General features: G+C 66.4%; 13 protein-coding genes. 5 read left to right on the top strand and 8 right to left on the bottom strand.

Going from position 1 to position 13,160, the window contains the following annotated elements; genetic code table 11:
* Positions 1-267: 267 nt before the first annotated feature.
* The 5 genes from IE243_RS14890 to IE243_RS14870 form a co-directional block, all read right to left on the bottom strand.
* On the bottom strand, positions 268-489 hold the full coding sequence (locus IE243_RS14890) for a hypothetical protein (protein ID WP_191320180.1): 222 nt from the start codon (positions 487-489) through the stop codon (positions 268-270).
* Positions 490-549: 60 nt separating this feature from the next.
* Entirely contained in the window at positions 550-1,233 is a 684-nt protein-coding gene (locus tag IE243_RS14885) for a LutC/YkgG family protein (protein ID WP_191320179.1), read from the bottom strand.
* Positions 1,230-2,699 carry a LutB/LldF family L-lactate oxidation iron-sulfur protein gene (locus IE243_RS14880; protein WP_191320178.1) on the bottom strand — a complete coding sequence of 490 codons (1,470 nt, stop codon included), beginning with the start codon at positions 2,697-2,699 and terminating at the stop codon, positions 1,230-1,232. The genes IE243_RS14885 and IE243_RS14880 overlap by 4 nt, the downstream gene beginning before the upstream one ends.
* Before the next feature lies 1 nt (position 2,700).
* Positions 2,701-3,516, bottom strand: a complete 816-nt coding sequence (locus IE243_RS14875; protein ID WP_191320177.1) for a (Fe-S)-binding protein — start codon at positions 3,514-3,516, stop codon at positions 2,701-2,703.
* A 127-nt stretch (positions 3,517-3,643) separates the two neighbouring features.
* Complete coding sequence (locus IE243_RS14870) at positions 3,644-4,129, bottom strand: c-type cytochrome (RefSeq protein WP_373301695.1); 486 nt, start codon at positions 4,127-4,129, stop codon at positions 3,644-3,646.
* A 267-nt stretch (positions 4,130-4,396) separates the two neighbouring features.
* Here IE243_RS14870 and IE243_RS14865 point away from each other — a divergent pair, with 267 nt between their 5' ends.
* Entirely contained in the window at positions 4,397-5,278 is an 882-nt protein-coding gene (locus IE243_RS14865) for a DUF2076 domain-containing protein (protein WP_191320176.1), read from the top strand.
* Positions 5,279-5,380: 102 nt separating this feature from the next.
* Here the strand turns inward: IE243_RS14865 and IE243_RS14860 are convergent, their stop codons facing one another.
* Both IE243_RS14860 and IE243_RS14855 read right to left on the bottom strand, forming a co-directional pair.
* Positions 5,381-6,082, bottom strand: coding sequence for a hypothetical protein (locus IE243_RS14860; RefSeq protein WP_191320175.1), 702 nt, complete (start codon positions 6,080-6,082; stop codon positions 5,381-5,383).
* 147 nt (positions 6,083-6,229) lie between these two features.
* Entirely contained in the window at positions 6,230-6,934 is a 705-nt protein-coding gene (locus IE243_RS14855; RefSeq protein WP_452101186.1) for a L,D-transpeptidase, read from the bottom strand.
* Positions 6,935-7,028: 94 nt separating this feature from the next.
* Between IE243_RS14855 and IE243_RS14850 the strand changes: the two genes are divergently transcribed.
* The gene (locus IE243_RS14850; RefSeq protein ID WP_191320174.1) at positions 7,029-7,325 is read left to right on the top strand and encodes a hypothetical protein; all 297 of its coding nucleotides are present in this window, start codon (positions 7,029-7,031) and stop codon (positions 7,323-7,325) included.
* A 103-nt stretch (positions 7,326-7,428) separates the two neighbouring features.
* On the opposite strand, the gene IE243_RS14845 is transcribed toward IE243_RS14850, so the two are convergent.
* Complete coding sequence (locus tag IE243_RS14845; protein ID WP_244643193.1) at positions 7,429-7,911, bottom strand: MarR family winged helix-turn-helix transcriptional regulator; 483 nt, start codon at positions 7,909-7,911, stop codon at positions 7,429-7,431.
* A 415-nt stretch (positions 7,912-8,326) separates the two neighbouring features.
* On the opposite strand from IE243_RS14845, the gene groES reads away from it, so the two are divergent.
* The 3 genes from groES (at position 8,327) to IE243_RS14830 (ending at position 13,123) form a co-directional block, all read left to right on the top strand.
* Positions 8,327-8,614, top strand: a complete 288-nt coding sequence (gene groES / locus IE243_RS14840; RefSeq protein WP_132010087.1) for a co-chaperone GroES — start codon at positions 8,327-8,329, stop codon at positions 8,612-8,614.
* Between the two features lie 149 nt (positions 8,615-8,763).
* The gene (groL, locus tag IE243_RS14835) at positions 8,764-10,410 is read left to right on the top strand and encodes a chaperonin GroEL (protein WP_191320172.1); all 1,647 of its coding nucleotides are present in this window, start codon (positions 8,764-8,766) and stop codon (positions 10,408-10,410) included.
* 895 nt (positions 10,411-11,305) lie between these two features.
* A complete protein-coding gene (locus tag IE243_RS14830) occupies positions 11,306-13,123 on the top strand; it encodes an ABC transporter ATP-binding protein/permease (protein WP_191320171.1) in 1,818 nt (605 codons plus the stop codon).
* The last annotated feature ends 37 nt before the right edge of the window (positions 13,124-13,160 follow it).

Genomic DNA, 13,160 nt, shown 5'->3' with positions numbered 1-13,160 from the left:
AGTTATCTCAATTACTTATTGTATAATACGCCGGTTCGGTCAAGCGGGTCGCGCGCCAATGCCGCAGGCGCGCAACGCCATCTGTCGCCAGGCCTGCCATTCGCGCGGCCACGGCGGCTGGACGTCAAGCCACAAAAGCCAGAGCAACCCTCCGGCGGCGTTCCGCCGGACAGTCCCTGGCTTTGCGTTCATCAAGCGCGTCACCACGCCGCCGGCCCATCTGCCGGTGCGCCGGCATCTGGCAGACCGGGCGTCTTTTCAGGCGTTTCAGGCCTCGGGGCCTGGATGCGCCGGGGTTTTCCTGTCCGCGCCCTCTTTCGGCGGCTTGATGGCGTAGCGCTGGTCGCGCGGCGCGCGCGTCACCGACGAGGGGTCGCTGGCCGGAAAGCTCTCATCAATGGACTCGTCGAGTTCCGCTTCCTCGTGCGCCCGTTCTTTTGACCGCTCCGGCCCGGGTTTGGGTCCCGCGCCTGGTTTGTTGTCGTTCATGGCAGCCTCCTCTCACTTAATCATAACGTGAGCATGGCCAGCCGGTTCCGCCAGATGCGCTCAGACCGCCATGTCCGGATCGATGACGATGACATGCAGGGCGCGCGGTCCGTGCGCGCCCAGAAAGATGGTGCGGTCAATGTCGCCGGAGCGTGATGGCCCGGTCACCATGTTGACCGTGCGCGGCAACGGGTCGCTCCGCGTTTCGGCGCGCAGACGCGCCCACACATCCTCCAGCGCCGGAACCAGATCGGCGCTGTCCAGCACCACGATGTGGTTGTCCGGCAGGAAGTTGATGGTGGTGGGGTTGTCCGGCCCGGACAGCAGGATCAACGACCCGGTTTCGGTGACGCCAGCGAAGGCGTGACTGACGCCGTTCAGATCAGTACCGGCGCTGGGCCCATGGCTGACGTCGAGCGTCGTGGCGTCCCATGGCATGGCGGCGAGGCGCGCATCCGCGCCCATGCGCAGCCGGGCTGGCAGATTGTTGGCGCTCAGCCAGCGCGCCGTCTCGGCCGGAACCTGCTCCGGCCCGCTGACGATCGTCACGGACGTCTGCACCGCCCCGGCGTATTTGCGGAACGTGGCGATGGCTTCCGCGCCGGTTTTCTGGCCGCGCGCCGGCACGACGCCGCGCTCCGGCCGGGCCAGCCGGTCGGCCACCGCCTGGCGACGCGGCTCCTCATGGCCGGTGACGCCCAGCGACCGGCGGACGCCGGCGAGAATTTCGTCCCGAGCCGTCATGGGTTCTGTTCCTTCGCTCCAGGCTTGCCGCCCGCTCGCCGGCGCTTGCCGGCTTCCGCCGCCCACATCGCCTGAAATGTCCTGCCTTCCGGCGCCGGGAAATCCCGTCCCTGGGTCCAGCCGGAGGCGAAGGGCAAAGCGGCGAATTTGCCCCTGCCGCGCGCCGCCAGCGCCAGCGTCGCGGCGCCGAGGCGCGTCGCCTGGCGATACAGCCAAGGCCGGCGGGCGAAGAAGCCCCACAGGGCGAGGCCAGAGCGCGTGGTCGCCGGCGTCAGATGCCGCTCGAACTCCTTCTCGCGCCAGTGGCGCATCAGCTTCGGCAGCGGAATGCGCACCGGGCAGACCGATTCACACCGGCCGCAGAAGGTGGAGGCGTTGGGCAGGTGGCCGCCCTTCTCGACGCCGATCAGCGACGGGGTCAGCACCGAGCCCATCGGGCCGGGGTAGGTCCAGCCATAGGCGTGGCCGCCGACCGCCTGATAGACCGGGCAATGGTTCATGCAGGCGCCGCAGCGGATGCAGCGCAACATCTCCTGAAACGAGGTGCCCAGCATGCCGGTGCGGCCGTTGTCGAGCAGCACGACATGATAGGCTCCGGGCCCGTCCGCGTCCCCGGCGCGGCGCGGACCGGTGGAGAAGGTGGTGTAGACCGAGCTGTCCTGCCCGGTGGCCGAGCGCGCCAGCACCCGCAGCATCTGGGCGCAGTCATCCAGGGTCGGAACCAGCTTTTCCAGCGAGGCCAGCACGATGTGCGCCTTCGGCAGCGTCTGGGTCAGGTCGCCGTTGCCCTCGTTGGTGACAATGACCGATGTCCCGGTCTCGGCGATGAGGAAATTGGCCCCGGTAATGCCCACGTCGGCGGCGAGGAAATGCTGGCGCAGCATCTGCCGCGCCTCGTTCAGCAGGCTCACCGGTTCGGACAGATCGCGCTCCGGCGGCAGTTGCGTGTGGACGCGGCGGAAATCCTGCTCCACCTGGGCGGCGCTCAGATGGAACGCAGGAGCGATGATGTGCGAGGGCGTCTCATGGCGCAGCTGGATGATGTATTCGCCCAGATCGGTCTCGACCGGCGTGAAGCCTTCGCGCTCCAGATGATCATTGAGGCCAATCTCCTCGGAGATCATCGATTTGCCCTTCGTCACCGTTTTCGCGCCGAGATCCCGGCAGATGTCGGCGACGATGCGGCGCGCCTCGGCGGCGTCGCGGGCGTAGTGCACATGGCCGCCGCTGGCGGTCACCTTCGCTTCATACTGCTCCAGATAAAGATCGAGATGGGCGAGCGTATGATTCTTGATGTCGCGGGCGCTGTCGCGCAGCGCCTCGAACTCGGGCAGGGCGGCGGCGGCTTCGGCGCGTTTCACCGAGAAACCGGTGCGCATGGTGCCGAGCACCGCCTGCAACTGCTTGTCTTCCAGCGCCTGGTGGGCGTTTTCACGGAAGGCGGGGGAGGTGATGGCCGCCGTCATCTCAGGCTGCTCCCGGTTTGCCAGTGGCCGGGGCCGCCGGCGCGGCGATCGGCGGCAGATCGTCCATGCCGGCCAGCACCTCGGCCACATGGCGCACCGCCGTGGCGCTGTTCTGGCGCGACAGCTTGCCGGCCATGTTCATCAGGCAGCCAAGGTCGCCGGCCAGCACCATGGGCGCGCCGGATTCGCTGATCCGCGCCGCCTTTTCGCTGACGATGGCGTTGGAGATCTCGCCGTATTTCACCGCGAAGGTTCCGCCGAAGCCGCAGCAGACATCAGAGCCTTCCATCTCCACCAGCTTCAGCCCGCGCACCGAGCCCAGCAACTTGCGCGGCTGCGCCTGCACGCCCATCTCGCGCAACCCGGCGCAGGAGTCATGGTAGGTCGCCACGCCGTCGAAGCTGGCGTTGACGTCGCTGACGCCCATGACGTCGACGAGGAAGCTGGTCAGCTCCCAGGTCTTTTCAGCGAAGGCGTTGGCCTTGCCGCGCAGGTCCGGATCGTCGGCGAACAGCTCCGGATAGTGTCGCCGCACCATGCCGGCGCAGGAGCCCGACGGCGCCACCACATAATCCAGATGGCTGAACGCCCGGATCATCGCCCGCGCCAGATCTGCCGCCGTGGCCCGGTCGCCGGAGTTGAACGCTGGCTGGCCGCAACAGGTCTGGGCTGGAACCTCCACATGGCAGCCGGCGTCCTGCAACAGTTTCGCCGCGGCGAACCCTACGGATGGCCGCATCAGGTCCACCAGGCAGGTGACGAACAGTCCGACGCGGGGCTGTTGCGGAGGGTTTCGCGGAGCGGTCTGCTGCGGCATCGGCGCGTTCCTCTCGGAAGCGTTGTTCAATACAGGCTGGACAACGCATGTGTTCGGAAAACGGAAGCAAACATCCAGCGCCGTGGCAACGGATTTTGCTCCCGCAAGAGGTCAGGGCTTCCTGATGTCAGGGCTTCTTTTTGCCATCGGCGTCGAACTGGCCGACATAGGCCAGCAGGTCGTCGATGTCCTTGTCCTTGGGCAGGCCGACAAAGATCATGCGGGTGCCGGTGACCTTGGCGCGCGGGTTTTTCAGGTAGTCGCGCAGGGTGGCGGCGTCCCAGGTCAGGCCGGAATTCTTCATGGCGTCGGAGAAGCTGTAGCCGGCCACGGTTCCCGCCTTGCGGCCGATCACCCCGTTCAGCTCCGGACCGACCAGATGTTTGGCGCCCGCGCCGATCTGGTGGCAGGCGCGGCATTTCAGAAACACCTTCTCGCCAGCCTCGGCGGAGCCGGCGGCGGCCGGCGCGGCGGTTTCCGCTCGCGCCATCACGGGCAGGCCCGCGATGAACGCCAGGGACAACGCGGCGCCCATGAGGCGCGCCAGTCCAGGGCCGCCGCGGCGCCGGGTGTTGTCGGTCTGGCGGAGGCGGGGGGACGGATGCGCGATCATGGTATTTTCCTTATTTGGCCGAAGCTGGCGCCGGCTTCGATATTGCCGGTTTTAGCACTTTGGAATCATTCTGCACACGCGGATGCGTGACGCAGCAAGGTATTTTGTCCAGGCCATCGCGAGCCCCCACGGCAGGCTGGCGCCCTTCGCCAAGCCTTGGCCAGACGATGAAAAGTTCAGCTGACGCCTCTGGCGCGCGCGGGAAACCGTCCCCATGTCATCCATGGCCGCTCGCAGGAAGCGGTGGGCAATCAGGAGAAGACGTATATGGATCCGCAGGAACGTGAGGTCATCGACGGGATTTTCCGGCGCCTCGGAGAGGCGGCGAACAACCCGCGCGACCCTGAGGCGGAGCGCTATATCGCTGATCTGGTCGCCCGCCAGCCCTATGCGCCTTATGCGCTCGCCCAAGCCGTCTATGTCCAGGACATGGCGGTGCAGCAGCTGTCCTCCCGCAATCAGGAACTGGAGCAGCGCGTCCAGCGGCTTGAGGACGAGGCCCGCAGGGCACAGGAGCAACTGGCGCGCGAACAGGCGCAGCAGGCGTCGAACCAGGGCGCTGCCCCTGGCTCCTCCGGTGGCTTCCTTTCCGGCCTGTTTGGCGGTCGCGGCAGCGTGCCGCCAACGGGGCGGCCGGGCGGCTTCGGCCAGCCAGCCGGCCCTCAGGCTGCCGGCGCCCAGAATCCTGCCTTTGGCGGCGGCACCCAAGGTGGACCGCAGGGCGGTCCCATACCGGGTGGTCCTTTGCCCGGCGGCCCGTGGTCGCGCGGCGCGCAGCCCGGCCAGGGCGCCGGGCCGTGGGGCGGGCAGCAGCAGCCGCAGGCCCCGGCTGGCGGCGGCTTCCTGCGCGGCGCCCTGACCACGGCGGCGGGCGTCGCGGGCGGCGCCCTGCTGTTCGACGCGGTGAAGGGCATGATGGGCGGCTCGTCCGCCGCCAACGCCACGCCGGTCGACAAGGCGGCCGAGACGGCGAAGACCGATGCGCAGCCGGATGACGCCAGCAAGGGCGCCGCCAGCGACCAGAAGGCGGACAACAGCCAGAACGATAGCCAGAGCGACGCCAGCTATCAGGACGCTGGCTACGACGATCCGTCTTACGATGACCAGTCCTGGGACGACGGCGGCTTCGGCGACGACGACTGGGCGTAAGCTCCGGAGCCCCGCGGGCAGGGTGGGGATGGCGCGCATTGCCATTGCGCGCCATCGCTTCGCATGGTCGCGAGCGCGCTGCACGGATTGGACCCTGGCGTTTCAGAATCCAGCAAACAGCCCGTCGCGGATTGAACATGTCGCCGGGATACTGTGTCTTCGCATCGGAACCCTGGCGGAGCGCGGGCTGACAATCCGTGTGATTTTCGCAGCCATCTCCGGGTAGCCCGCCAGTTCCAGATCGGCCTTTATGCCCGCCACTCTGGATGGGGCCACAAAAACGGCCTTGATCGAGTCTGCCGGAATGATGTCAGTCGCATAGTGATGTCGATAGCTTATGCCGGCGATATACCTGACGTCGACGTCTCTCACCCCGTACAGAACCTTGTGTGTATTCGCGCTTGCGCGGTGGTTCGCGTAGAACCACCACGATTTGGCGTATTCCGGCGTCGCATGGAGGCTGACTCCATGCAGATTGCACTCATCCTCAAGCTGCAACTCCTGGCCGCTGAAATAAAGGTCCAGCGCATATCGGGTAAAAAACTGTTCGCCGGTCGGGAGCCATTCTCCATCATCGGGATTGGGGTATTTTCCATGCAGTCCCAGGGCCGACAGGAGGCCCTCGTGTTGCGCCACGCCCGGCAGCGAGGGCGTGCGTGACCCGTGAACATAGTGAATGCGATGTTCCCTCAGCGTCTGAAGGATCAGATCGCTGTCGAGATCGTCTGGCGCGGACGGCCTGTCGATGTGGCCCAGTGATCTGGCGCGTTTTCGTGCATGTGTCAGGACGCCCGGCCATCTCATGTCGCCGCCCCCGCTTCGCAACTCTGGGTAAAGGATAGCGGAGGGCCCTGCCCGCAGGCAGCGATCTTCAAGCACGCCCGACCTGGCCGCCCGACCTGGACGCCGGGCCCGGAAGCCGGGCTTGGACGCCAGCCTGGGCGCCCCCTGTCACATCACCACGACTTTTGCCCCGACGCTGACCCGCGAATACAAGTCGATCACATCGTCATTGGTCAGCCGGATACAACCGGAGGACACGTTCTGGCCGATGGTGTTGGGCTCGTTGGTGCCGTGGATGCGATACAGCGTTGAGCCCAGATACAGGGCCCGGGCGCCGAGCGGGTTGTCGGGGCCGCCGGCCATGAAACGCGGCAGGTCGGGCCGGCGCCGGCGCATGTCGGCCGGGGGACGCCAGTCGGGCCATTCGCGCTTCATGGAAATGCGCTGGCTGCCCCGCCACTGGAAGCCTTCGCGGCCAACGCCGATGCCGTAGCGGATGGCCATGCCGCCACCCTGCACCAGATACAGGTATTTGTTGCGCGTATCGATGATGATCGTGCCGGCGGGCTGGCCGCCGGAATAGGCCGCCGTCTGGCGGCGGAAGCGCGGCGCGACCTCCTGTTGCATGGCCTCGCCGCCATAGACGTCGCCGCCCCAGTATCCCTGATCGTCCAGTTGCTGGGGCTCCCTGGAAGCGGCGCGTGAGCGCCGTTGGGATCGTGGCCTGGCGTCGCTGTCATCAACCCAATAGCCATATTGCTGACCATCCAGCGCCGGCGCGCCGCCGCGCCAGTAGCCGGGCGGGGGAGCGCGGCGCACGCCATGGCCATAATCCTGCGCCTGGGCCGCGAAGGGCGCCGCCAGCAGCGCCATGGCGATAACGACGGCCCCTCGCGCCGCCGGGCGCCGATGGGATTGCGCATCCAGCGCCGCCTTCTGACCGGTTCTGACCGGCATCGGCATCAGCATGGGCATCGGCGCCTCCACTCAACGTGAACGCGACGCTTTCCGCCAGGCTGAAGCCGCTTTCGCGGGAAGCGCGCAGGATCAGGGGCTGGCGTCGGGTCGCGATCTTGCCGGAGTCGTGATCCTCCCCGGAAACGAACGCGCGCCAGTGGGAGCGCAGGCCGGCCTGTTCCCCCAGCAGGATAATGCAATGGCGATGCTGGCGGTTCCCGGCAGCGGAATTGTGACGATGCTGTCGGGACGCTGTTCCGGTCTGTTTCGCCAGCATCCTGCCGTGGAACGGTTCCCCTGGTTATGAGCGCACTCCGGTTGACCAGACGGTTCCGGCCGGAGCGCCTTCTACCCCATTGACTGGTCTCATTTTTCCACGCGGCTTGGGCTCCGCGTTTCCCGGGGGCGCCCTAGCGCCGGGCCGTTGTCCGCGCGCTGCGCTCCGCCACGACGTTGCGCATCTCCAGGGACGTCTCGCGAGGCGCTTCCCGGGATGCCTCCTGGGGCGTGGACTGGGCGCGGGCGACGCGGCGCAAGGCGCGCAGGCTGTCGCGCGCTTCCAGCCAGGCCCCGGATCCCATGCCTGTTTCGATCGCGTCCTGGGCCTTGCGCCACAGCGGCGTCGCCCGCGCCAGCGCAGCGCGGCCAGCGTCGGTGAGTTCGTGGGCGACGGCGCGGCCGCCGCCGGCCCGGGGCGCGATCAGCCCGGCGTCGCCCAGCAATCGCAGGTTGCGGGTGAGGGTGGTTCGCTCCAGGGCCAGCATATCGGCCAGGGCGCTGATCGAGCCGGTAAGGCCACGGTCGATCGCCGCCAGCAGCGACAGTTGCGTCACCTTGAGGCCGGTGGGACGCAACGCCTCATCATACATGCGGGTCAGCGCCCGGGCTGTCATACGCGATTGAAGGCAGGCGCATATGGTTCCAGGACCGGAGGAAGCGTCCCTGCGGCTGGCAGGCGGGTTGCCGGGCTGGCTGGCGGTCATGTCTGCCCCTGCGCTGTCTGTCGCTCACGCATATGCGCGGAAGCTTCGGGCGAAACATGGCGCATTGCCCGCGTTTGGTAAACCGTCATGACATTCGCCGGGTTTTTCCGGGCGGTTGCCGCTGCTCGCGGGCTGACGGGGACAACTGGCGGGGGTGGGAAGGCCATGGCGCCGTAGAAAAATGCTCCGGACCCCGTGGCGCGCTTCTTGACACCCCGCGGGCCCACGCCTATCTCCCGGCCAGCGTTGGCACTCACGTTCGTATAGTGCTAACGACCCCATTCGAACCACGCGCGTTTCGCGCTTCTATCAAGAGGAATGGTCCATGAAGTTCCGTCCGCTGCATGACCGCGTCGTCGTCCGTCGCATTGAGAGCGAAGAGAAGACGAAGGGCGGCATCATCATCCCCGACACCGCCAAGGAAAAGCCCCAGGAGGGCGAGGTCGTGGCTGCTGGCGCCGGCGCGCGTGACGAGCAGGGCAAGCTGGTTGCTCTCGACGTCAAGGCTGGCGATCGCGTGCTGTTCGGCAAGTGGTCGGGCACCGAGGTCAAGATCGACGGCGAAGACCTGCTGATCATGAAGGAATCGGACATCCTCGGCGTCATCGGCTGATTTCCAGCCAGCGTGATGGGGCCGGCTTCCGGGCCGGCCGGATGTTCTCCGATTTTTCCAAACAGTGAATTCAGGGCTCCGCCAGAGCCGCGACGGATCTGGATCCGGCGCAGGTATCGGCGGGAGGTCCCGACAACAGGAGCAAGCACATGGCTGCCAAGGACGTGAAATTCGGCGGTGAAGCCCGCGAAAAGATGCTGCGCGGCGTCGATATCCTCGCCAACGCCGTGAAGGTGACGCTGGGTCCGAAGGGCCGCAACGTCGTGATCGAGAAGTCGTTCGGCGCGCCGCGCATCACCAAGGACGGCGTTTCGGTCGCCAAGGAAATCGAACTGGCTGACCGCTTCGAGAACATGGGCGCCCAGATGGTGCGCGAAGTGGCCTCGAAGACCAACGACAAGGCTGGCGACGGCACCACCACCGCCACCGTGCTGGCCCAGGCCATCGTCAAGGAAGGCGCCAAGGCTGTCGCCGCCGGCATGAACCCGATGGACCTGAAGCGCGGCATTGATCTTGCTACCGCCGCCGCCATCAAGGACATCGCCGCCCGCGCCAAGAAGGTCAAGGATTCGTCCGAGATCGCCCAGGTCGGCACCATCTCCGCCAATGGCGACCGCTTCATCGGCGAGGAAATCGCCAATGCGATGCAGAAGGTCGGCAACGAGGGCGTGATCACGGTTGAAGAGGCCAAGACGGCCGAGACCGAGGTCGAAATCGTTGAGGGCATGCAGTTCGATCGCGGCTACCTGTCGCCGTACTTCATCACCAACGCCGAGAAGATGGTTGCGGACCTTGAAGATCCGTACATCCTGATCCACGAGAAGAAGCTGTCGTCGCTGCAGTCCCTGCTGCCGGTGCTCGAGGCTGTCGTCCAGACCGGCAAGCCGCTGGTCATCATCGCCGAGGACGTCGAGGGCGAGGCTCTGGCCACCCTGGTGGTCAACAAGCTGCGCGGCGGCCTGAAGGTTGCGGCCGTCAAGGCTCCGGGCTTCGGCGATCGTCGCAAGGCCATGCTCGAGGACATCGCGATCCTGACCGCTGGTCAGACCATCTCGGAAGACCTCGGCATCAAGCTGGAAAACGTCACCCTTGAGATGCTGGGCCGCGCCAAGCGCATCCGCATCGAGAAGGAAAACACCACGATCATCGACGGCTCCGGCGCCCGCGAGGAGATCGAGGCCCGCGTCGCCCAGATCAAGGCCCAGATCGAAGAGACCTCTTCGGACTACGACCGTGAGAAGCTGCAGGAGCGTCTGGCCAAGCTGGCTGGCGGCGTCGCGGTCATCCGCGTTGGCGGCTCGACCGAAGTCGAAGTCAAGGAAAAGAAGGACCGCGTTGACGACGCCCTGAACGCCACCCGCGCTGCGGTGGAAGAAGGCATCGTTCCGGGCGGCGGCACCGCCCTGCTGCGCGCCCGCGCCGCTGTGCAGGCCCTGACCTCGGACAACGCTGATATCCGCGCCGGCATCGCCATCGTTGCCCGCGCCCTTGAGGCTCCGATCCGCCAGATCGCCGAAAACGCCGGCGTTGAAGGCTCGATCGTTGTCGGCAAGATCACCGACAACAAGGACAGCGCCACGTTCGGCTTCAATGCGCAGACCGAAGAGTATGTCGACATGCTCCAGGCCGGCATCGTTGACCCGGCCAAGGTTGTCCGCACCGCCCTTCAGGACGCCGCTTCGGTGTCCGGTCTGCTCATCACCACCGAGGCCATGGTCGCTGACGCTCCGAAGAAGGATGCGGCTCCGGCGATGCCGGCTGGCGGCATGGGCGGCATGGGCGGCATGGACTTCTGATCCAGCCAGCTCAGACGGTCCGGCCCGCGCCGGACCGGCGACATCGGGGCTCCGGAGTTTTCCGGAGCCCTTTTTCGTGCGGCGCGCTTCCGGCCATGGGGCGACAGCCGCCGCCGCGTCGACCGCGCGCGGGGATGTTTGGCAAAAGCGGTTTCCCTTTCGGGGATGATGTTCTAGGACTGGAGACATGGAGCGTTCCGGCTATCGCTGGCGCGCCTGTCCGTTTGTCGGTCGCAATTCCGCCTCGCAACGTCGCCGTCGCTGGGGGTGGGGAGTTGCGCGGAAGCCGGGAGCGTTTTGGCGCCGCGTGGCGCGGAACCGTTCCGTCTTGTTGTTTTGACGCATGTCCTTGTGAGGCCCCGCTTTGGTCCGGACATGCTCCAGGGGGTGAAGCCATGAGCAATAATGATGAAGTCGACAGCCCAATCGCGGGCGTGTTCTGGTCGCTGGCTTTCGCCATCGTCGCTTGCGTCGCCATTTTCTGGCACAACTTCGGTTGAAGCCGGTCGGGGCGCGCCCCGGCGTTGACATGATTCTGGCCGCGCGCTCCCACTCTGGAGCGCGCGGCTTTTTCGTTTTTGGCGGCCTTTCTGGCGCCGGAACGTCCCTGGCGCACAATGACCAAAATTTAACGGAGGATTGACCGTGAGATCGCATAGGTTGCGGTGACGGTCCCCTTCGCGGGACTTCGGCGGATCTGTCGCGCGCTCCGGTTGCCGGGAGCATGGCTGGCCCGCCTTCCATGGAGACGGCGCGCATGATCTGCGTTGGCCGGACTTCCGATGATTCCCGCGTCCGGCCAGCTTCGGCTGGCGGGCGTCCTGCAGCATGCGACCTGCGGCGGAGCGCCGTTCGCGCGTCCACATGCGCCCACCCATGCGAGCCGGCGGAACCCATGCACGGACTGAAACAGGCCCTTGCCGATATCTGGCGTCTGACGCTGCCCTATTTCACCTCGCGCGAGCTGACCACGGCGCGCATCTGGCCGCTGCCGGCCTTTGCCGTGCAGCAACGCGTGCTGGCCCTCATCTTCGCCGCCGTCATCATCGCCATCGAATTCGCGCTGGTGGCGATCAACGTGCGCCTGTCCTATTTCTCGCGCGACTGGTTTAACGCCATCCAGAACAAGGACGCAGCCAGCTTCTGGAGCCTGCTGTTCACGGTGTTCCTGTTCTGGGCGGTGATCTACATCGTCGCCGCCATCTACCAGTACGCGCTGAAATCCTACATGCGCATCCGCTGGCGCACCTGGCTGACCGAGCGTTACGTCGGCCAGTGGCTGGATCACAACGCCCACTATCACATGCAGCTGCTGGGGCACGGCGCCGACAACCCCGACCAGCGCATCCAGCAGGACATCGATTCCTTCATCCTGCGCACCATGACGCTGTTCCTTGGTCTTCTGTCGTCGGTGACGACCCTGGCCTCCTTCGCGGTGGTGTTGTGGCAGCTCTCGGCCGCCTTCACCTTCCCCGGGACCAGCGTCCAGGTTCCGGGCTTCCTGCTGTGGGGGGCGCTGATCTTCGCGGTGCTCGCCACATGGATCACTCACAAGGTTGGCAAGCCGCTGATCCGCCTGAACTTCGAGCAGGAAAAATATGAGGCTGACTTCCGCTTCTCGCTGGCCCGCCTGCGTGAGTATGGCGAACAGGTGGCGCTGATCGGCGGCGCTCCGGCTGAAAAGCAGCACCTGTCCGGCCGCTTCGGCGCGGTCATCGGCAACTTCCTCGCCATCGTCAGCCGCACCAAGAAGCTGACGGCGGTGACCGCGGCCTACGGCCAGATCGCCAACGTCATCCCGTACGTGCTGGTGGCGCCGTACTATTTTGCCGACAAGATCACCCTCGGCGGCATGCAGCAGACCGCCAGCGCCTTTGGCCGGGTCAGCGATTCCCTGTCGTTTTTCATCAGCGCCTATTCGACCATCGCCGACTACAAGGCCGTCGTCGACCGTCTCACCACCTTCACCGGTTCGGTTGACGCGGCGCGCGCCCTGGACAGCCAGGGGCAGGACGAGAGCCACGCTCTGGTCACCCGCATCGCCCGCGCGGAAGGCGCCGATGGGGCGCTGCACATCGCCGGTCTTGCGTTGAACCTGCCGGATGGAACCCAGATCGTGCGCGTGCAGGAGCTGACGTTCCGGCCAGGCGAGACGGCGTTGCTCACCGGTCCTTCCGGCTCTGGCAAGTCCACCCTGTTCCGGGCCATCGCCGGCATCTGGCCGTTCGGCCATGGGGCCATCGCGCTGCCGCAGGATGAGAAAGGCGGGCCAGCCAGCCTGTTGCTGCTGCCCCAGCGGCCCTATCTGCCGATCGGGCCATTGCGTGAGGCTGTGTCCTATCCCTCCGCCGCCGATACCTGGAGCGACCAGGAGTTGCGGCGGGCGCTGGAGGCGGCGCAACTCGGGCATCTGGTCAATCGCCTTGACGAGGACAGGCACTGGTCCCAGTCGCTGTCGCTGGGCGAGCAACAACGCCTCGCCATCGCCCGGGCCTTGCTGGCGCGGCCAGACTGGCTGTTCCTTGATGAGGCGACATCGGCCATGGACGAAGGGCTTGAAGCGTCGATCTACAAGCTGCTGGCCCGCGAACTGCCCCGGACTACCCTGGTGTCCATTGGCCACCGCTCCACCCTGCACGCCCTGCACGGCCGCGTCATCGACATGGTCAGCACAGGCAATCGCCTGTTCGAGCCGCGCGACCACGCGGCCTGAAAGCCAGAGCGTTTTCCAGCGGCGCGAAATCCGGTTC

The sequence above is a fragment of the Camelimonas fluminis genome (assembly GCF_014656355.1).
GTDB lineage: Bacteria > Pseudomonadota > Alphaproteobacteria > Rhizobiales > Beijerinckiaceae > Camelimonas > Camelimonas fluminis.
This window is presented reverse-complemented; position numbering and strand designations above follow the sequence as displayed.

Excerpts from the sequence above, each read along its gene's own strand:
- IE243_RS14870 (WP_373301695.1), bottom strand. The coding sequence starts at position 4,129 with ATGATCGCGCATCCGTCCCCCCGCCTCCGCCAGACCGACAACACCCGG.
- IE243_RS14850 (WP_191320174.1), top strand. The coding sequence starts at position 7,029 with ATGGGCATCGGCGCCTCCACTCAACGTGAACGCGACGCTTTCCGCCAG.
- groL (WP_191320172.1), top strand. The coding sequence starts at position 8,764 with ATGGCTGCCAAGGACGTGAAATTCGGCGGTGAAGCCCGCGAAAAGATG.
- IE243_RS14890 (WP_191320180.1), bottom strand. The coding sequence starts at position 489 with ATGAACGACAACAAACCAGGCGCGGGACCCAAACCCGGGCCGGAGCGG.
- groES (WP_132010087.1), top strand. The coding sequence starts at position 8,327 with ATGAAGTTCCGTCCGCTGCATGACCGCGTCGTCGTCCGTCGCATTGAG.
- IE243_RS14875 (WP_191320177.1), bottom strand. The coding sequence starts at position 3,516 with ATGCCGCAGCAGACCGCTCCGCGAAACCCTCCGCAACAGCCCCGCGTC.
- IE243_RS14885 (WP_191320179.1), bottom strand. The coding sequence starts at position 1,233 with ATGACGGCTCGGGACGAAATTCTCGCCGGCGTCCGCCGGTCGCTGGGC.
- IE243_RS14855 (WP_452101186.1), bottom strand. The coding sequence starts at position 6,934 with ATGGCGCTGCTGGCGGCGCCCTTCGCGGCCCAGGCGCAGGATTATGGC.
- IE243_RS14845 (WP_244643193.1), bottom strand. The coding sequence starts at position 7,911 with ATGACAGCCCGGGCGCTGACCCGCATGTATGATGAGGCGTTGCGTCCC.
- IE243_RS14865 (WP_191320176.1), top strand. The coding sequence starts at position 4,397 with ATGGATCCGCAGGAACGTGAGGTCATCGACGGGATTTTCCGGCGCCTC.
- IE243_RS14880 (WP_191320178.1), bottom strand. The coding sequence starts at position 2,699 with ATGACGGCGGCCATCACCTCCCCCGCCTTCCGTGAAAACGCCCACCAG.
- IE243_RS14860 (WP_191320175.1), bottom strand. The coding sequence starts at position 6,082 with ATGAGATGGCCGGGCGTCCTGACACATGCACGAAAACGCGCCAGATCA.
- IE243_RS14830 (WP_191320171.1), top strand. The coding sequence starts at position 11,306 with ATGCACGGACTGAAACAGGCCCTTGCCGATATCTGGCGTCTGACGCTG.